General features: G+C 36.9%; 17 protein-coding genes and 1 pseudogene. 12 read left to right on the top strand and 6 right to left on the bottom strand.

Going from position 1 to position 18,721, the window contains the following annotated elements:
• The first annotated feature begins 199 nt into the window (after positions 1-199).
• The 9 genes from VB691_RS23595 (at position 200) to VB691_RS23555 (ending at position 12,759) form a co-directional block, all read left to right on the top strand.
• Positions 200-1,282: a tyrosine-type recombinase/integrase gene (locus VB691_RS23595; RefSeq protein WP_323293974.1), complete on the top strand. Its 1,083-nt coding sequence runs from the start codon at positions 200-202 to the stop codon at positions 1,280-1,282.
• Complete coding sequence (locus VB691_RS23590) at positions 1,275-2,750, top strand: tyrosine-type recombinase/integrase (protein ID WP_323293973.1); 1,476 nt, start codon at positions 1,275-1,277, stop codon at positions 2,748-2,750. The genes VB691_RS23595 and VB691_RS23590 overlap by 8 nt, the downstream gene beginning before the upstream one ends.
• A gap of 241 nt (positions 2,751-2,991) precedes the next feature.
• Positions 2,992-4,713, top strand: coding sequence for a site-specific integrase (locus VB691_RS23585; protein WP_323293972.1), 1,722 nt, complete (start codon positions 2,992-2,994; stop codon positions 4,711-4,713).
• Positions 4,710-5,573: a DUF6262 family protein gene (locus VB691_RS23580; RefSeq protein WP_323293971.1), complete on the top strand. Its 864-nt coding sequence runs from the start codon at positions 4,710-4,712 to the stop codon at positions 5,571-5,573. Before VB691_RS23585 ends, VB691_RS23580 begins: the two co-directional genes overlap by 4 nt.
• 2 nt (positions 5,574-5,575) lie before the next feature.
• Entirely contained in the window at positions 5,576-6,892 is a 1,317-nt protein-coding gene (gene dnaB / locus VB691_RS23575; protein WP_323293970.1) for a replicative DNA helicase, read from the top strand.
• A gap of 105 nt (positions 6,893-6,997) precedes the next feature.
• A complete protein-coding gene (locus tag VB691_RS23570) occupies positions 6,998-9,430 on the top strand; it encodes a dynamin family protein (RefSeq protein WP_323293969.1) in 2,433 nt (810 codons plus the stop codon).
• A gap of 94 nt (positions 9,431-9,524) precedes the next feature.
• On the top strand, positions 9,525-10,562 hold the full coding sequence (locus VB691_RS23565; protein WP_323293968.1) for a diguanylate cyclase regulator RdcB family protein: 1,038 nt from the start codon (positions 9,525-9,527) through the stop codon (positions 10,560-10,562).
• A 7-nt stretch (positions 10,563-10,569) separates the two neighbouring features.
• Positions 10,570-11,574, top strand: coding sequence for a patatin-like phospholipase family protein (locus VB691_RS23560; RefSeq protein ID WP_323293967.1), 1,005 nt, complete (start codon positions 10,570-10,572; stop codon positions 11,572-11,574).
• Positions 11,575-11,817: 243 nt separating this feature from the next.
• Positions 11,818-12,759 carry an ATP-dependent DNA helicase gene (locus tag VB691_RS23555; RefSeq protein ID WP_323293966.1) on the top strand — a complete coding sequence of 314 codons (942 nt, stop codon included), beginning with the start codon at positions 11,818-11,820 and terminating at the stop codon, positions 12,757-12,759.
• Here VB691_RS23555 and VB691_RS23550 read toward each other — a convergent pair.
• Positions 12,701-13,577, bottom strand: a protein-coding gene (locus VB691_RS23550) for an IS630 family transposase (RefSeq protein WP_323293965.1) whose coding sequence is annotated in 2 segments (ribosomal slippage) — positions 12,701-13,315 and positions 13,317-13,577 — 876 coding nt in all. Because the reading frame shifts where the segments join, the coding sequence is not laid out codon by codon here. The two genes, VB691_RS23555 and VB691_RS23550, sit on opposite strands and share 59 nt — an antisense overlap.
• 87 nt (positions 13,578-13,664) lie before the next feature.
• Between VB691_RS23550 and VB691_RS23545 the strand changes: the two genes are divergently transcribed.
• Complete coding sequence (locus tag VB691_RS23545) at positions 13,665-14,045, top strand: hypothetical protein (protein ID WP_323293964.1); 381 nt, start codon at positions 13,665-13,667, stop codon at positions 14,043-14,045.
• Positions 14,042-14,386 carry a hypothetical protein gene (locus VB691_RS23540; protein WP_323293963.1) on the top strand — a complete coding sequence of 115 codons (345 nt, stop codon included), beginning with the start codon at positions 14,042-14,044 and terminating at the stop codon, positions 14,384-14,386. Before VB691_RS23545 ends, VB691_RS23540 begins: the two co-directional genes overlap by 4 nt.
• Before the next feature lie 157 nt (positions 14,387-14,543).
• Here VB691_RS23540 and VB691_RS23535 read toward each other — a convergent pair whose 3' ends face one another.
• A complete protein-coding gene (locus tag VB691_RS23535; protein WP_323293962.1) occupies positions 14,544-15,008 on the bottom strand; it encodes a type II toxin-antitoxin system HicB family antitoxin in 465 nt (154 codons plus the stop codon).
• Positions 14,977-15,210 (bottom strand): type II toxin-antitoxin system HicA family toxin, encoded by a 234-nt coding sequence (locus tag VB691_RS23530; RefSeq protein WP_323293961.1) that lies wholly within the window; start codon positions 15,208-15,210, stop codon positions 14,977-14,979. The genes VB691_RS23535 and VB691_RS23530 overlap by 32 nt, the downstream gene beginning before the upstream one ends.
• A gap of 115 nt (positions 15,211-15,325) precedes the next feature.
• On the opposite strand from VB691_RS23530, the gene VB691_RS23525 reads away from it, so the two are divergent.
• Positions 15,326-17,572 (top strand): protelomerase family protein, encoded by a 2,247-nt coding sequence (locus tag VB691_RS23525; protein ID WP_323293960.1) that lies wholly within the window; start codon positions 15,326-15,328, stop codon positions 17,570-17,572.
• A gap of 71 nt (positions 17,573-17,643) precedes the next feature.
• On the opposite strand, the gene VB691_RS23520 is transcribed toward VB691_RS23525, so the two are convergent.
• From VB691_RS23520 to VB691_RS23510, 3 genes and pseudogenes are all read right to left on the bottom strand, one after another.
• Positions 17,644-17,892 carry a hypothetical protein gene (locus tag VB691_RS23520; protein ID WP_323293975.1) on the bottom strand — a complete coding sequence of 83 codons (249 nt, stop codon included), beginning with the start codon at positions 17,890-17,892 and terminating at the stop codon, positions 17,644-17,646.
• Positions 17,837-17,998 (bottom strand): annotated as a pseudogene (locus VB691_RS23515) (transposase-like zinc-binding domain-containing protein); the annotation flags it as partial. The pseudogene VB691_RS23515 and the gene VB691_RS23520, both read right to left, overlap by 56 nt.
• A gap of 101 nt (positions 17,999-18,099) precedes the next feature.
• A complete protein-coding gene (locus tag VB691_RS23510) occupies positions 18,100-18,573 on the bottom strand; it encodes a dTDP-4-dehydrorhamnose 3,5-epimerase (protein ID WP_323293959.1) in 474 nt (157 codons plus the stop codon).
• Between the last annotated feature and the right edge of the window lie 148 nt (positions 18,574-18,721).

The raw sequence follows: 18,721 nt of genomic DNA, 5'->3' as shown, positions 1-18,721 counted from the left end.
ACGCATCAGTCTTTCACCGCAGCAGCAAGAAGCCGTAACAATGGCAGCAGCTTCACGAATTATGGTGTTGACGGGGGGGCCAGGTGTAGGTAATCTGATACAAAGAATATATAATAAACAACAACAACAACGATCTATTTTTTTTATTCATTGTTAAACTATATACAATGACACATTTTTATTTATATAATGTATAATTATGATAAGTCTTCAAAAAGGGGTTGACCCCCATACACAGGAGATCATCTGGCTAGTGTTAAATGAGAACTACCAAGTGATAGAGCCGATTCAGCGTTATCTCACCTTCCTGTGTGGGGCAAAATCCCCCAATACCGTCGAATCCTATGGTTATGGGTTAAAAGCATGGTGGGAGTTCCTCCAAAACAAAAACCTTGACTGGAAAGCTGTCAAACTAACGGATCTTGAAGACTTTGTTTATTGGTTAAGGGTAGGAGATACCAGTAACATCGTGTCCATGCAACCTGTGAAAGCGAAACGAAGCGAACGTAGCATTAATCTGGCGGTAACGGCAGTGACGACCTTTTATGAGTATCATGTGGCTCATGATAACGTTGACTCCAAGACTTTTGACCGACTCATCGTAACCAGAGGTACAACTCGTCGTGGCTTGTTAACTGGTATCAGTAAGTCAAAACCCACTCGACAGAAACTCGTTAAACTCAAAGAGCCGAAAAAATTCCCTGGCTGTTTAACCGATGAACAAGTAGAAATATTAGTCAATAGCTGTCACCGACTCAGGGATAAATTTTTGATTCTCTTACTCAATGGAACGGGAATGAGAATTGGTGAAGTGTTAGGATTACAACACGAAGATATAGGGGATGGAAATGATTACTTTGTCTATCCCAAGAAACGATTAAATTCTAATGGTGCAAGAATAAAAACCTTAGAAAGAGTCATTCCTGTTATCCCTGAACTTCTAAAAATGTATAACGATTACCTCATTTACGAATATCCAGAGGTAGAATCAGACTATGTTTTTGTTAACATTTGGGAAGGAGAAATAGGACAACCAATGAAAGCAGGGGTGATTAATACTATGTTTTCTCGGTTAAGTAAAAAGACAGAAATTAAAGTTTATCCCCATTTATTTAGACACACTTATGCTACCCGTCTTTTAAAGGCAGGTGCATCACCTGAACGAGTCAAGTATTTATTAGGACATAAGAGTATTCAAACTACTTTAGATGTCTATTCTCATGTCATTGAAGAAGCTAATTTAAGAACGGTGATTGATGAGGAGAAGAACAGCAATGAATAGTTTAATAGATAGGAATTTAAAGCCTGAAAGTTGGTTAATTGAGCAGAATAGTCAAGCAAGACAATTACTTAAAAATCCTTTGTTGAAAAAGGATGTATGGCACACAATTAATGATTTAGGATTAGAAGTCTATCAACATAAGAGAATTTTAACAATCAATTTTAAAAAAATACAACAAGATTGGCTAAAATTATTAATAAAATTATATACTCTATTGAGAAGCCAGCTAAAATTATCTCCTTCATATATTTACACTGAAGTTCTTCACTTAAGTCGATTTTCTACTTTTCTCATTAACCACTCTATTCTTGTTCCTGAACAAATTGACTTTCAAGTGTTTGAAGAATTTGAGCGTCACTTGCAAACTTTAAAGCTATCCGAAAAAACTATCATAGCGTATCAGACAACTTTAAAGAATTTTTTTAATGTTTGTAATAAAGAAGAATGGCTAAATATTAATACTTATTGGTTTGATGGTAAAATCAGACAAGTTAAAATCCAAAAATTAACAGTTAAATATATTCCAGAAGATGTTTGGCAACAATTAGATAAACATCTTCATCATTTACCTGAGCCATTACAAAGAATGGTATTAATCATTCGAGCAACAGGGTTAAGAATTGGAGAATTGCTTAATTTACCCTTAGATTGTCTTCGTCACAGAAATAATCAATGGCGTTTAAGATTTTTAACTGAAAAATACAAGATTGTTGATGAGATGCCTATTTGTGACGAATTGGTAGCTATTATTCAGGAACAACAAGAATATATAAAACAACATTTTAAAAATGATTATGATAACTTATTTGGTAGTAATGCTAGTAATGTTGGAACATCTAACTATATTCCAGCACCTAAAGTTATGTTACGAACCTCATTTAATCATTGGCTAAATAAGTTAGCTAAAAATCATAATATCTGTACCCAAAATGGTGAACTTTGGCATTTTCAGTCACATCAGTTTAGAAGAACAGTAGCTACAGTGATGGATAATGCGGGAGTGCGCTCTTTAATTATTCAAAAATATCTCAGACACCGCTCCCCTGATATGCAAGATCATTACAAACATTTGCTAAAAGAGGTTTTAGGAGAAGAATATCAAGAATTGATGAAAGAGACTAAATATGTTGATAGCACAGGTAAATTAGTAGCTACTCATAAACCCAAAAATCCGATTACTGAAATGATACGCCAAAAAATGTATCAAGTTACTACTCAGTATGGAGAATGTCATCGACCTCAATTAAAATCTCCTTGTCAAACTGTTAATGCTTGTTGGCGATGTGAACATTGGCGAACATCAACAGATGATTTAGATTACCTAAATCAAGATTTAGCTAGACTTGATGAAGAAATTAAAATCGCTCATCAGTTAGGTATGGTTAGACAAGAAAAAGGCTTAATAAGTGACCAAAAAAGTTTACAAATTCACCTTCAAGGATTGGAGGTAATTAATAATGGAAATTAATTGGAACAAAGATTACAATCGTGAATTTATTTGCCCTAAATGTACTAAAGGAGTTTTAAAGCTAGGTGGATTTGAAAAAAGCGGGAAAAGACTTTTAGTGTGCCTAAACTGTAAAAGACACACATCAACATCAAATCGTCTGAATGCTCGCTCTCGATATCTAAAAACAAATGATGAATATATAAATTGTAAGGAAGAATATCATGGTAAATTTATCTGTCCTGAGTGTAAGAATCTAGGAATGAGAGTGTGGTATATAGGGAACAGTGAAAAAACCCGTTTTTTTTGTGCTAGTTGCAATTATTCATGTCCTGAATCTTGTAACATACATATCAAAGCTGTCGAAGATATTCTTAACCCTGGAGTTATCTGGTACACAGATTATCGCTATCAAGAGTTTATTTGTCCAAAGTGTAAAGCCCAAGATATATCTTTCTGTTGTATAGCAAGAGGCAAAAAGATTTTTCGGTGTCGTACCTGTAATAAAAAAGAACAGGATTGTCTTGATTTAACAAGTAAGAATCTAGGACGTTATAGTCAGACAGACGCTGCTGTAATAACTTTTGATTTTAATAATGATAAGTGGGATTTAAGAAGTATTAACCCTAATTTTGATAGACAAGATGTACCACGACGTACTGCTAACTTTAGCAACATAGAACCTGATTGGTTCAAGCAAAACGTCAAGAAATATATTGAATATTTATGTCAAGCCAATAAATCTAATTCTTTAAAGACAATCCAAGGGCATTTATCTACTTTACGAATTTTTGCTCGCTATCTCAATAATAATAATATCCAAGAATTTTCAGAAATTACGCGCAGTCTAATGCTTAATTACTTAGCACAGGATGAAAAAGTAAATAAATCAAAACTAGGAGCATTAGGAAGTTTTTTTGAGACAGGTTCGGTGAGAGGATGGTTTATCGTAGAAAAAGATATTATTCGAGATGATGACTATCCAAAACAAAGGAGAGGGAATCCAGATCCTTTATCAGATATTGTCCGTGAAAAAATTGAGCAAAATTTACATAAATTACCAGAACCTATTGCCCGAATGTGGATTATTTGCTTTTTCGCTGCTATGCGTCCCTCAGAATTGGCATTACTTAAAAAAGATTGTTTAGTACAAGAAGGACAACACTGGAAAGTCGTATGGCAACGAAAAAAGTCTAATGATTATCATGAGATTCCTATCAGTAGAACAATTGCTAAAGTTATTCAAGAACAAACAGAATATATTAAAACCATTTTTGGAGAAGACTGGGAATATCTTTTCTGTCATTATCAAGGGTTATCCAAAATCGACTTTTCACGACTTAATTTAAAACCAGTTAAAAAAGTAATTACTTCTTCTTCTTATAATCCTCTTAGAATTGTGATTGATTGTCTAATTAAATCTGAGAATATTTTAGATGAAAATGGAAAATTAGCTAAATTTACAACAAAGATTTTAAGAACAACTCGCCTAACCCAACTCTTTGAACAAGGTCATGATTTAGCTGTAGTTAGTGCATGGGCCGGTCATAAACATTGGGCTATCACTAGCACTTATTACACCGAAGTCAGTTGTGAATTAATAGAACGAGAAGCCGGTCATATTCAACGTGCTTTAGTCAATGCAGAAGGACACCGTTTACCCTATGAATCTTTACCTAAATCTTTCTGGGAAAAGCCTCAATCTCATAAATTAGAACTTTCTGGCACTCATATTAATACCCCCATTTATGGCTATTGTGGACTAGATTTAGACCAAGATTGTGACAAATTTAGGGCTTGTTATACCTGTCAATCTTTTGTCGCTGTGCCTGAAAAGCTATCCCAATATATCAAGGTTCGTGATGAATTAAGAAGTAAAGAAGCCAAAGCCTTAGCCAATGGTCAAGACGTATTAGTTGAACAATTTAGCAAACAGGCAGATCAACTTGACAAAATCATCGCTAGTTTACAGGAGGCAGCATGAGTCAAAAAACCAAAGAGGAAAGAATTAAGACCCTAAAAGTAACACAAGAAGCCCGTAAACAAGCGACGTTAGCTAAGGTGAATAAAGCAATTGAAAGACTAATCAAAACAGGGGCAAAAATTAACTTTCAATCTATTGCTAGAGAAGCTAATGTTAGTGTTCCTTATCTATACAAATACCCTGAACTAAAAGAACGAATCCAACAGCTACGTTCAAATCAGACTAAGATGCCTAGTGGTCTAGTTAATCAACCACCTGTAAGTGCTAAAAGTCACTCTCAAATAGTTGGTCGTCTGAAAAAACGGATTCAACAATTAGAGGGAGAAAATAAGGAACTAAAACGGAAAAATGAAGCCTTAGCAGGACAGGTTTATCGGGTTCATACTTTACAAGAACAAGTTGAGAGACAAAAAGACCTAATTATTACTCTTGAATCTCGTCTTAAAGCTTCTCCTAAAGCCGATGTCATTCCCATTAATCGTAATGTAGTTGACTCAACTTATAATGACCCTACTCCTTCATCGCTAATGAACTTTATGGAAATAGTAGAACAGGAAAGTAAAGCAATGGGAATTATGCTAAATGCTACTCATAAAAAGCTTATTAAAAAAGCCTCAGAAGATATAGTTATTAATGCTTTAGAAGCAGTTAAAGAGCAATTAGATAAACGAGAAATTGATAATCCAGGTGGATTATTGACTAAAGCCATTAAGGAAAAATGGACAAAAGCTGAACCATTAATCCCTCAAGTAAATCAACAGAAGCCTAAAGTTTATACTTCTCCCAGTACAGAGGAAGAAAAAGAACGCATCTCTCCCCAAGACTTAGCTAAACTCAGTAACTTATTCAAAGATAAATAATCATGTCTAATAACATTCCCCCTCAAAATATAGAAGCAGAAGAAAGCATTTTAGGAGGTATTCTCTTAGATCCTAATGCTATAAGCAGAGTAGCAGATATATTACCCCCTGAAGCATTTTATGTAATGGCTCATCAACAAATCTATCAAGCTGCTTTAGACCTCTACCATAAAGACCAGCCTTGCGATTTTATGACAGTTAGAACTTGGTTAAAAGACCAACGTCTCTTGACAAAAGTAGGGGGAGAAAATAAGTTAACCCAGTTACTTGATAGAACGGTTTCTGCGGTAAATATAGACCGTTATGCAGCTTTAGTGGTCGATAAGTATCAGCGTCGCTTATTGATTAATGCAGCCCGTGAGATTGAGGAATTAGGGTATGATACAGTAACAGAATTACCTTCTGTTTTAGAACAGTCAGAAGATAAGTTATTTAAAGTCACAGTTGATGAAAAAGATCCTTTTCAACCTCAATCTATTCATGATTGTCTTCAAGATGTATTTAATGAATTAGAAGAAGGAAAAAGTCCTGGTTATTCCACTGGTTTAACTGACTTAGATAAGTTAACAGGAGGATTGACGAGAAAGGACTTAATTATTATTGCTGGTCGTGCTTCAATGGGTAAGACTTGGTTCTCTATTTATCTAGCTAACCATGTGGCTATGACTTACAAAGTTCCTGTGGTTTTCTTCTCAGCAGAAATGTCAAAAACCCAATTAACTAAACGATTTTTAGCCATACATTCAGGCATTGATTCATCACGATTAATGCGGAATGAAATCTATCAGGATGAATATGACGCTTTGGTTAAAGGGTTAGAAATACTGGCCGAGTTACCCATTATTATTGATGATACTCCTGCTAATACCTTAACCCCTTCGAGAATGCGGTCTGTGTTGCGTAGAATTAAGGCAGAAAAGGGAACTATTGGGTTAGTGGTGATGGATTATATTCAAAAGCTAGGTGATAGAGCAGCAGGAAATCGAGCGCAAGCTGTGGGTAAGTTTTCAGGGGCATTCAAGGACATGGCTAAGGAGTTTGATTGTCCCTTTATTGCCTTGGCACAAATTAACCGAGGCGTAGAAGGACAGGCTAACAAACGACCTTTTATGAGTGATATAAAAGACTCTGGGGACATTGAACAGGATATGGATTTAGGACTCTTACTGTACCGTGACGAATATTATAATTCTGACACCAAAGATAAAGGTATCATGGAGATTAACGTGGCTAAAAATAGGAATGGACAGACAGGAGTGTGTCAAGTGTTGTTTAATCCTATAGTTGGGTCATTTATTTTTAGCCCGAACAAGTTATAAAATTCTATTGGAACTAAATATCTACATCTCCTGTTAGAAATTGCAAAAAACTGGGAATACTATCAATAAAGACACACATTTTTACAACATAAGGACGTTATCTGGATGGTTGCTACTCCCGAAAAGCCTTCTCTTAAGCCCAATGCTCAAGACTTACAGGGCGACGTTATTGACTGTTTAGAAAAAATCGTTGAATTGATGGGACGAGCTAGAGATATTCTCAGTGGAGAGAGACATGGGGATAATTCTGGTGAGAAATACGGAGTATTTCAGCAAGAAATCAAAAATGCCGCGCAAAATGTCCAACAACTAGAGCTAAGAATGGCAGTTGTTGCTCCTATGAAGGCAGGAAAATCTACTATTGTTAATGCTATTGTCGGTCAAGATTTACTGCCTAGTCGTAATGCAGCAATGACAACCCTGCCAACGGAAATTGTGTTTAAGGATGGAATTCAAGAACCTATCTTAATACTCAGTGAAGAAATTCAACAAGTATTTCAGAATACTTTAGTTTCTCTCAACAATAAAATCCGAGAAGATGGGCCGGAAATAATACAAGAAAAAACGGCTCAATATCCTCATCTATTGGAGTTATTAAAAGAAATACAAACACAACCATTGTTTATTAGTAAGGGTTCAGTAACAGGACGTGAACGAATTACTGAACAGTTAACCAAGCTCAATGATATTGTTCGTCTCTGTAGCGTTATCGACCCAATAAAAGACCCTTTAAATCAATTATTTGATGTTATTCGGATTGAGACTCCATTTTTAAATTCTCAAGAAACAAATCAAACAGAAAATCTCGGTAAATTAGTCATTATAGACACACCTGGACCGAATGAAGCTGGAGAAAATCTTCGATTAACCGCAGTGGTGGAAGAACAATTAAAAAGAAGTTCTATTGTCTTGATTGTTCTAGATTTTACCCAACTGAATAACGAAGCAGCAGAAAAAGTTAAAAAGCAGGTTCAGCCTATTATTGATTTAATTGGAAAAAATAATCTCTATGTTCTGGTGAACAAAGTTGATCAAAGACGTAAAGGAGATATGTCTCCAGAACAGGTAAAAGAATTTGTATCTGCTGACTTAAATTTAAGTGAGTCAAGTAAAATAGACAGTGTGTTTGAAATAGCAGCAATTCGAGCTTTTACAGCAGCAAAATATTTATTGGAGTGTCAACAGAATAGTCATCTTGATTTAGATAAAAATGCGACTATTTTACAAACAGCAGAAGCATTAGCGCAAGAAGTTTTTGGAATAGACTGGGAAGAAGATTTAGAAGAAGCAACCATCGAAGAACTTCAGAAAAAAGCAAAAAGACTTTGGAAAAAATCTGGCTTTGATCTTTTCTTAGAAAAAGCGATTAATGCTTTAATGGAAAGTGCTGCTCCTCGTTGTATGCTCTCAGCGTTAAATTTGAGCCGAAATCGACTTCTAAACATTACAGATGACCTAAAACTTCGTAACAGTGCAATTCTCAAAGATGAACAAAAACTACGAGAAGAAGTAGATGCACTAGAGGCTGATTTAAAACGCATTGACTTATCTCGAATTCAGTTAAAAGAAGTAGAAAAAATTAGAGCAAATTTACAAAGTAATCTTAATAAAGTTCTTGAAAGTCTTAAAGAAGAAGCTCAAGTTAATATTGAAGATTATTTTAGAGAAGAAAGTTATCAACTAGCTCCTACTTTTCAAAAATTTGACATAATAATTAGAGAATTATTTTTAATTCCTATTTCAAATTTTGCTCCCTTTGGATTCTCTCACAAAATAAAATCTGCATTAGAGTATAAATCATCTAATACAATTGAATTTAAAACAAAACAAGAAGCTGATAATTTTGCTAATGATGCTATAGCTTGGGCAAAGCAAAGGGCTGAAACACTACTGGCTTCAACAAGAGACTATTCTATCAAAGAAATAGATAAAGCGCGTAAGGATTTAATTGAATTTTTGGAAAAAGAAACTAAGCCAATTATCGATAAAGCACGAAATAGGCTGAATCAAGAATTTGACGTTGAACTTTCTTTTCCACAGCCTCCATCTTGGGAGGATAATAATTTAGAAAAAACTCAGATATTAGTTAATCATTCAACGCGCAAGAAAACAATTCAGCGTTCAGATAAAAAAAGACGCTGGTATGTTCTTTGGTTATTGGAAGTAGAACATACTTGGGAAGATACAGTGGATGAAAATTACTATTATGTTTCTTTAGACTCATTGATCGATACATTTAATAATTCTATTACTAAGGCTGTTGCTAATATCAATAGTCAATTTATTCAATATATTGATGAGGAGTTTAAAGAAGAAATTGACCGCTATTTAGATTATCTTGATGAGTATCTTTGTCGTTATCGAGATAGTCTTAAACAAGCTCAACAAGATCAACAATTATCGCTTGAACAAAAAAATGAACTGACTCAGAACTTAAGCACATTAATTCCAGAAACATCTAACTATGTAGAAAAGGTAGATAGTTATCTAGAAAGAACTGAAAGCTTAATGCCTGAATCTGATGAAAAGTTACACTAAAAGATAATAAAAAACGAGAGCATATCTTCCTTTTACCAAATGTGATGCTTTCTAAAAGACTGTACTTATTCTATTTAAGTCTACCTATTTCCCTATGTTGATCACACCAATAACACAGAGTTTAACTAATGAGTTTTCTCGTTCCTCAACAGACTTTTTAGACCAATTACAGAGACGAGTTCCTGTAGTTGGAGATAAAGCCTTAATTGACCTAATTAATGGGGTTCAAGTAAGTCAAGATATTATCCGATATCGTAAAAACAGAGGCTTTTTAGGTCAAATTTTTGATAAGATTAATGGAAGTAACCATCAACGACAAATCCTTTTAGATGGCAATTTGATTGCTGGACAAGAGACATTGTATCAATGGGTTCTTGAAGTCACTGATTCTTTAAGAATTAGTCAAGTTGCACTTCAAGTAACTCAACAATCCTTGTTAGAAACTCGTCAAGCGGTTCGACAAATTAAACAAAGACTGGTAGGACAAGAAAAGGAATTTAACCAGCTTATTCAAGGTTTGTCCCAGTTACATAAACAACTCAATGTCAAATTTCAATACCTAGAAAAAAGGATTCATAACTTAGAGGTTAGAGTTACGGCTAATGAAGACCTAGAACGTATTTTTACTGCTTGGACAGCCGGACAAACCTATACTAAACTCCCTTGGACGATCCAAGTTGCATTAGTCGCTAAAGAAGTTTTTAGCAGTGCTGTCCTAACTTATGAGTTAGAAACAGGCGATACTAAACGATTTCGACCCTTATTAGTCAATAAAATTCTCTCTAGCTTTCCAGACTTACCCAAACAGTTCTTTGGACTTGCCGATGTACTAGACCATACATGGCAGGACATGACTACCCAAGACTGTGCTTTAGCCCATGCACTATTAGAAGTCCATTCCCTTCCACAACAGCGTCTTTTTAATGTTCCAACTCTCTTTTCACTGGGGAAGACTTTAGAACTGGCTACACTTCCAGAAGATGCTAGGCCCAATCGACCTGGACAAAGTGCAGTTGCTCTATGTCGCAGTCAAATTAATGCAATTTCTCGTACCACTGATACCAGAGAATTTATTACCACCATCATCGAAGAAACAGCAAATGACCATTTATTCATTATGTTACGAGGTTAATTAAGGGATGAATTCAATCGGACTGGTTTTAGTCGGGGGTGGTGCAAAAGGAGCTTATCAAGCAGGTGCATTAACCTATTTGGCAGAAATAGGATTTGAGCCTCAAGTTATTGCGGGAACAAGCATCGGGGCATTAAACGGAGCCGTTTTAGCTTCCCATGCCTCTTTTTTTCAAGGGGTTAATGCCCTTAACCAACTATGGGAAGACTTGGGAAACGCTCAAATAATTAAACCAAATATCGGTGGCATTGCTAGAAACCTAAGTTATGTGAGTAAAACAACTATTCCCCATTTTAATGAATGGATAGTGGATTATTTACAAGGGATGGGATTTCTTTCAGATAGTCATACTATTTTTGACCCAGAACCTATCGAATATTTTCTGAAAAATGCGATTAATTTTGAGCAAATACGCCAAGGATTAGAATTGTGGGTCACGGTTTTTCCGGCTTTGGATATCCCTGGTATTGACTATGATTTGTTGATGGTAGGACTGGACATTATACGAGCAAAAACAGGAACACAAGTTCACTGGTTATGCGCTCAAGATTTTTATGATAACGATACTTTATTCAATTTATTATTGGCGAGTGCTGCGATTCCGCTTATGTTTCCACAAAGAGAAGTCAATGGACAATTTTATGTTGATGGAGCCTTAGTTGATAACATTCCATTTGGTGTTTTAGCAGCTAAAGGGTGTACTCATGGGATTGTTATTCACTTAGATAATGGAGAGATTTGGAATCGTCATGATTTCCCAGAACAAACAATTATTGAGATTCGACCTTATAAGAAAATTAATCATTCTGATATACCGATTTGGGGCGCAATGAGTAGCATACTAGATTTTAGTGTGGACTATATAGCTGAATTAAAATACAGAGGATATAAAGATGCTAAACGATGTCTTAAACCTATTTTACAGAGCTTTAAACTAATCGGGCAACAGCGTCAAACAAACAACTCTCTGGTCTCTTCAACCTTTAATCTTCTTAATGATTCTCCTCTTTGATTTGACTCATCTCAATAAAGAATTAGTCTCATTCTCATAGTAAAAATAAAGACATAATAGAAATTAGTATAATTGAGAATTGTGATGTACAGACTGGAGTGTCTCAGATTCGCTTTAATTCTGTCATTGGTTCGGTGCGTTAACCTCTCCAATCCTTCTAGTTATTCTGAGGTATCATGATTTATGTCGTATAAAGTTTTGACTTTTGATCTTAATCCGTCATTGTATAAACCATAAATAACAATGAAAACCAAGTATATCAATCGTTATAAGTATTCTGTACTAGATAATGTAGGTAAGACTTTTTCATTAAAAACCCTTATCTGCTTATGGCAGGCCATGGGGAAAAAGATTGGTTTGGCTGCCCCAACCGGAAGGGCCGCCCAACGAATGGGAGAAATGGCCGGACTTGAAGCCAAAACTTTACACCGACTATTAGAATTTGACCCCGCCAAAAGAGGGTTTAAACGGGATAGTGACAACCCCTTGCCCTTTGATGCTGTCATTGTCGATGAAACTTCAATGGTGGATCTCTTTTTAGCACACTCTTTGATGAAGGCGATCGCAAAAGATACTCAACTTTTAATGGTGGGAGATAACGATCAATTACCCTCCGTCGGCCCTGGTAAAATTTTAGAGGACTTGATTGAATCAGGGAAAATTCCCGTAGTCCGGTTAACCCAAGTCTTTCGACAAGCGGCCAGCAGTGCCATTATCCGTAACGCTCACCAAATTAATCAGGGCCAATATCCTAAACTTGAACCAATTTCAGATAATCCTAAATCTGATTGTCTTTGGCATAATGGGGGGACGGAACCCGAACATAGTATACAAGCGATTTCAGAATTAGTTACCGAGTTTATCCCCCGTTTAGGCTTTAATCCGGCCACCGATGTACAGGTGTTATGTCCCATGACTAGGGGCGTGGTGGGAACTCGTAACTTAAACCAAGTATTGCAGCAGCTTCTTAACCCTCCTTCTCCTGAAAAACCGGAGATTACAAGAGCAGGAATGATTTTACGAATAGGCGATAGAGTTATTCAATTAAGAAATGATTACAACCGTCAGATATATAAGGTCGATTTAGGAATAGTTAAAGCCATTGATATAGCAACCGCCAAGGCGGTTAGGACGCTGTGCGAAGCACATCTTCCATTGCATCCCGAAGACAATCGAATTGACTAATTTTTTTACGAATACGACTCTTTAACCATGACCAGCATCGCTCAATTTTATTAAGATCAGGCGAATAGGGTGGCAAATATTTTAATTGACAACCGACTCCTTCAATTAATTCTTTAATCCGTCCACCTCGATGAAATGTTGCATTATCTGCTATTACTATTTGTCCAGGTTTTAGTGATGGTATCAAACAAGTTTCTAGCCAAATCTCAAACACGGTTCGATTACAGGCTCCCTCAATAGTAAATGGGGCGAATAATTTCCCATTACACCAAGCAGCTATCATATTAACTCGCCCTTGTCTCCTCCCATTTTTTAGGGCATGAAAGCGTTTTCCTTTTTCATTGTAACCATAGCTATAATCTTCCCTATTATCCATTCCGGCTTCATCTATATAAACTTTTTCCTCTTCTTTGTACATTCCTATTTCTTGGTTGAATTTTTGTCTTTTGATTTCATCTCGTTCTCGATAACCATAAGTTTTTTTTTTTCGAGTAAATCCAATTTTTTTTAAGGCTCTTGATATAGTGCGATCGCTAATTTCTTCTGGCCATAGTCGCAGCCCTTTCTTTTTGGGTCTTGTCGACCTTGGTGCGAGCAAACTCTTGAAATTTTGACCAATCAAGAATTTTGTGATTATTACCAGGAGGTTTATTCGGTAAGGCTTGAAAATCCCCTGTTTCTTGAAGCCGTTTGAACCATAAATCTATGGTATTACGACTAATGTTGAATAGTTCGCTTGCTTCACTCTTTTTCAGTCCATCTTGCGCGATCGCATCAATAACTTTCTTGCGGAGGTCATAACTGTAGGGTTTAGCCATAGAGGAAAGGGTTTTAAGGGGTTTTCTCTATTCTATGTCCTAATCGCCCTGGCGATTGCTATATCTAATGATGAGATTAAAAATCAATTGTGTACAGAACTTGAACAATTGGGAATTAAACATAATCTTTTAGAGATAATTAAAATTGCCAAAGTATCAAGTGGTTCAATTATTTTTCTTGAAAAAGGTAATAAGAAGTCAGGACTCATTCATATTCTAGAAAATCACCGACAAGACTTTATTAATCGAGGTATTCTAGAAACAGAAATTCCCGATTTTATTATCAAAGCTGTTGTTCAAGGAAACTTGATTGGTATTCAAGGGAAAAGTCGAAAGATCTATGAATTTGTCTTCAATAATTCAACTCATTATCTTTCTCTAGAAATTAGTACCAATGGCTATATTGTCAGTGCCAATCCTACACCGACTCGATTGATCGTGAAATACAAGCAAGGGGGTAAACTGTGAAACAACGAATTAAATTATGGGCAGATTATGGTTCTTATCCTCTTTGGGGAGTAGATGAAGTTGATAATTTTGCACCTGAAGAATTACCTTTATCTCCAGAAACAATTGCTGGCTTGCACCAATGGCAAGATTCTTATGATGCGACTTTAAATCAAGACTATCCCCCTTTATCTGGTTTTTCTAGTGCTGAAGTTGAAGCTAATTTTAAACAAGAGGGTGTTCAACTTTGGAAACAGTTAAGACAAGAACTTTCAGCCGAATATGAAGTCTATTATCAAATCAATGGACAATTATTTAAACATCCTTCGGAGCTTGATTTAAGTAAAGCGATCGCTTATTAACTTAACCCATCTAACCCTATTTTAGCCTTACCTCCACTGATTTATTAGGACTACCCTTAATCGTCTGCTTAAGGATTTTACAAGTATGAGTATAGGTTAAGAAAAAGGTAGTCGCCAAGGAGCGATCACCGATCCTCTACTGATCCGTCATCTCGATTTAACCTAACTCTGAGATTACCGTCAGTGAAATTTGTTGCCCTAAAGCTTTTAAAGCACGTTCTATGGTTGGTAACTTAGTCCCATGCTCTGGGTCTAATATTCTACGAACTTCTTTCTCATCAAGACCAAGAATCTCGGCTAATTGGACTTGAGATAATTTGGCCTCTTTCATAGCTAAATAGAGTGAGGCTTTGAGTGCTGTTTGAATCGGTAAACACACCCCATATTCTCCTTGAACGAGGGATGATGGTACAGGAATATCCCGCTTATCATCAATCCGTGCTGCGATCGCTTCTTCTAAGCAGTCGTCCGCTTCCCTTAATGCACCTTCTACATCATCTCCTTGGGTAATTGCCTCTGGCAAATCTCGGAAAGTTACTACCCATCCCCCATCTGTCTCATCAGGTGTTAATTTAGCTCCATAGGAAAATCTACTCATTGTCATCGCTTGTTGTAATGTCATTCTCTTTTAAATCCAATTGTTTCAACATCGCTTTTAACGTTCGAGTCTTCAATTCATCCGATGGGTTTCGGACAATTGTTAATCTATCTCCAAAGTATAGGGTTACATGACTACCTTTCCCCCTTTTTTTGTCAACATAAGCCTCAATCCCTCGCTTTTTAGCTAACTTCTTGATTTTACGAATAAATTCACTTCCTTTCATTCTAACATCTTCGGACATTATTGTCCGTTAGTCAATCCCTAAATCAACCTATACTTATTTAGTTGACTTATACTCAAAAATTAAGTATAATTAAATCAGCGTTGAACTTATACTCATGTCTAAGCCTGAGAGCATTATCCATTTTTGTGAACGAGAATCAGAGCTTGATTTAACCGAAGCTCTCGCTTGTGCGCGAACTCAATGGCTAAAATCTTGGCTTTATCTTCATTTGCCCGAAATCCTCCCCCTCACCGATACCCCTGAAGACCATTTGATTGCTCAACAATGGGACGCGATCGCTAAACAAATGATGGCTGATCGCGGTTTAGTCACCTTCTCTCAACAAAAGAACCCCCTGACGGATATCCGCAACGCTATTAAAACCATTGACCCGAACCATCCGACTTTACAAGATGTTGGGTTCACTGCTGAGGAATGGGAGGAAATCAATCGCCCTTCTGAACAGGTTGTTAGCGATCGCACTACAAAGTTTTTGACTAACCCTGATGCCATTGTTGACAAAGCGATCGCTCTCCTTGATAGCTATGATTGGTACGACTTAGCTGCGGGTTTGGCTGTCCTCACGGGTCGTCGTTGTGCTGAAATCCTCAAGACCGCTACTTTTGAGTATAAGTCTTCCTATTCGGTGACGTTTACAGGGGCGGTTAAACGCCGTGATGAAACTGTTCCTCTTTTTTTTGAGATTCCTACTTTGGCTCCTGCGGTTAAAATCATTGAGAGTTTAGCAGATCTTAGGGATTGGGTTAACACCGAGAATATGGATAATCGGGCGATTAATAATTGCTATGCTAACCCTGTTATTCAGTCGAGCGATCGCCATTTTAAGGGGTTGGTCCCTACCCGTGATGGGAAGGATAATCTCTATACCCATCTGTTTCGGGCGGTTTACGCGACCATCGCTTGTCACTGGTTTTGTCCCCCGTCTGTCCCTGAGTTGGAGTTTCGGGCTTACATTCAGGGTCATTTCAAAATTCTTGATGAGCAGAACCCTGAACTTCGACGTAGCTTGGCTGCTGGACGTAATTATTTTGATTACAAGATTGCTGATGGCCAAGGAAATGTTGATGGCCGCTTGGGTATTAAGTTAACTGACCCCGATGTTACTGTGGTTGAGGCGTTTGCCAGCTACTATCAACCGACTATACCCCCAATTTCCCCTGTCGAACCTGACTCTCAAGCTGAAACTACACTGCCGACTCCTGTGGGGGATAATGATTTGTTGCTTGATGCTTTGGCAAAAATGCTTGAAAGTAAGGCTTATACGGTTCTTTTGACAGGATTGATGGGGGTCACTGGACGGACTCCGGCTGAACTTCTGAAATCTGGGGTTTTTAAACGGGCTGACTCTGATAGAACGGTTTTGTTTTCTCCTACTGGTCTTTCTACTGAGCTTTCCCCTTTGCCTACTCTGATAGGGGGTGATGCTGTCTTGAGCGCGATCGCTTCCCTGCGAAAACACCGTAATGTCCAGTTTTTACTCTATCTGAGTCCTAACCAAATTAATGCCCATTGTCTCCCTTATGTGGAGAAGGCGGTGGTTCAATCCCTTGGTCTGATTGATGTTCAACAATTATACTCGTTCTATTCCTCAAGTTGTTCTACTCATACTCAAGTAGCTGCTCAACCCCCTCAATCCCCTGATTCTTCATCTTCCCATCTGCCCACCTCGAATTCCCTTACCTGGGAAAATGCTGCTCAACAGTTAGCCCACTCCCTTAACATTGATTCTCCGAATCAATTACTCGATTGGTTCAAGTCTCTCCCTGAACCGTCCCCAACTCCTGAGACTCCTGATGTCACCGAAACCCCCGATCTTACTTCAACTCCTCTGGAAATAGTTGATGATGCCCCTGTCGTCTCTCCACTGGCTGATGACCAACTCAAGCAAATGTTCCTCGCTCAACAACAGTCTTTAGAAGGTTTAACTCAGGCGATCGCGGATTTGGTTTCTTCCTTTTCTACTCCTTCTACTCCTTCTACTCCTTCTACTCCTACTGCTACTATTGCTCAACCCATGGACTCCCCTAAAACTTCTCCTAGTGAGTCTATATCCCATTCCTCCTCCACTAAATCCTCGAATGGTGAACAAAAGGTTGAGCGGGCGATCAATGCTATCATTCACTACAACAATCGGGTGGCTACCACTAAACGCGATAAATGGCGCATTGCTATTTCTTCTCTCAAGCAATTAACCAAGTGTAATCAAGCTCTCATTCAACGAGTTCTCACTCGCTGTCATGATGAGATTGAAGCCCATCATCATCTTCACGAGTTAGGCCAATTCCATAATTCTAAGGGTAAATCCGCTCCTAAAATTAGTGCGGTTATTTCCTTGGAGTAAACCATCATCTGATTTATCTCTATGGGTTCATCAGACTTTTGGCCCATCGATGCTCTCTAAACCTATTTTAACTATATTTTTACTTTTCTTTGCATTACTTTAGCTTTTTTAAAATTATAAACTCTCTTTTCTTGTTTAGTTTTCCCTAATAATTGTCCATAACTATTATCTATTCTACCTTTTAGACTTTTTTCTTTTGTTAATTTATGTGTGCCTAATGGATAGGGGTTATAAAAATCTGGCAACAGTATTCCTACTTGTTTTATACATTTTAAGACATTCTCGTTTAACATCTTCAGCGTAACCTCTATGGGGTTCATAACAATCTATAAATTGTCGGCCACAGTTCACACAAATATAGTTCTGTTTTCCTTTTTTATGCCCGTTTTTATTGATATGAGTCGACTTACATTCAGGACATTGCATTATATTTGATTCCCATAGGTGTTAGTTTTTGGTAATCGCGCCTTTCCCTAATCATACCTTAATTCAGCAACGCCGGAAATTTCTATTAGTCTTAAAAATTCTCATTTCTCATCTCTGAATTGGGGTTTCAAATCAATTTGTGAGAAATGCGGGTAAAGTCCCATTAGTTTATTCACTTTTAATTGATTAAAAGTGAAAGGTTTTTGAATAGGTTTATAATCTTTGTTATGGGGTTTTCCATGACGAATAACAGCATTAATATAAAAACAAGAATCAGAAGTTGGATTCATCACGGCATGAGGTATTCCCGGAGGGATTATCACTAATAGTGGGTTTTCTTGAGTCATCAGAACATAATGGTGATCACGATTTTGGATAAATACTAAAACTAAAGTCCCTCGAATTACAAATAATTTATCTGTCTGAAAACGATGACAAAATAAACCATCATCTGTATTCTTTGGAGGAATTTCATAGACAACTGTCTCATTACTTAGAACTGGACCAAAACGAGAAAGACTTTCATCTTTAAATCGTTCCAGTTTAACAAATTCGACTTGATTGATCAGACCCATATTTTGAGATTCTTAAAACTATTTCAATATTTTAACAAATTTTTGCTTCTTTATCCTACAATATTATAATCACTAAGTTTTGATTGTACAGATAGAAGAATCGGGGGTCTTCTTTCCCAGAAATCACCTTAACTATATCCTGTCACTC

Source organism: Crocosphaera sp. XPORK-15E (genome assembly GCF_034931425.1).
In the GTDB taxonomy this organism is placed as follows: Bacteria; Cyanobacteriota; Cyanobacteriia; order Cyanobacteriales; family Microcystaceae; genus UHCC-0190.
Note: the sequence above shows the minus strand (reverse complement) of the source record. Positions and strands in the feature narration are given on the sequence as shown.

Coding starts and splice junctions, on each gene's coding strand:
- VB691_RS23595 (WP_323293974.1), top strand. CDS start 200: ATGATAAGTCTTCAAAAAGGGGTTGACCCCCATACACAGGAGATCATC.
- VB691_RS23590 (WP_323293973.1), top strand. CDS start 1,275: ATGAATAGTTTAATAGATAGGAATTTAAAGCCTGAAAGTTGGTTAATT.
- VB691_RS23585 (WP_323293972.1), top strand. CDS start 2,992: ATGAGAGTGTGGTATATAGGGAACAGTGAAAAAACCCGTTTTTTTTGT.
- VB691_RS23580 (WP_323293971.1), top strand. CDS start 4,710: ATGAGTCAAAAAACCAAAGAGGAAAGAATTAAGACCCTAAAAGTAACA.
- dnaB (WP_323293970.1), top strand. CDS start 5,576: ATGTCTAATAACATTCCCCCTCAAAATATAGAAGCAGAAGAAAGCATT.
- VB691_RS23570 (WP_323293969.1), top strand. CDS start 6,998: ATGGTTGCTACTCCCGAAAAGCCTTCTCTTAAGCCCAATGCTCAAGAC.
- VB691_RS23565 (WP_323293968.1), top strand. CDS start 9,525: ATGTTGATCACACCAATAACACAGAGTTTAACTAATGAGTTTTCTCGT.
- VB691_RS23560 (WP_323293967.1), top strand. CDS start 10,570: ATGAATTCAATCGGACTGGTTTTAGTCGGGGGTGGTGCAAAAGGAGCT.
- VB691_RS23555 (WP_323293966.1), top strand. CDS start 11,818: ATGAAAACCAAGTATATCAATCGTTATAAGTATTCTGTACTAGATAAT.
- VB691_RS23535 (WP_323293962.1), bottom strand. CDS start 15,008: ATGACATTACAACAAGCGATGACAATGAGTAGATTTTCCTATGGAGCT.
- VB691_RS23530 (WP_323293961.1), bottom strand. CDS start 15,210: ATGAAAGGAAGTGAATTTATTCGTAAAATCAAGAAGTTAGCTAAAAAG.
- VB691_RS23525 (WP_323293960.1), top strand. CDS start 15,326: ATGTCTAAGCCTGAGAGCATTATCCATTTTTGTGAACGAGAATCAGAG.
- VB691_RS23520 (WP_323293975.1), bottom strand. CDS start 17,892: ATGAACCCCATAGAGGTTACGCTGAAGATGTTAAACGAGAATGTCTTA.
- VB691_RS23510 (WP_323293959.1), bottom strand. CDS start 18,573: ATGGGTCTGATCAATCAAGTCGAATTTGTTAAACTGGAACGATTTAAA.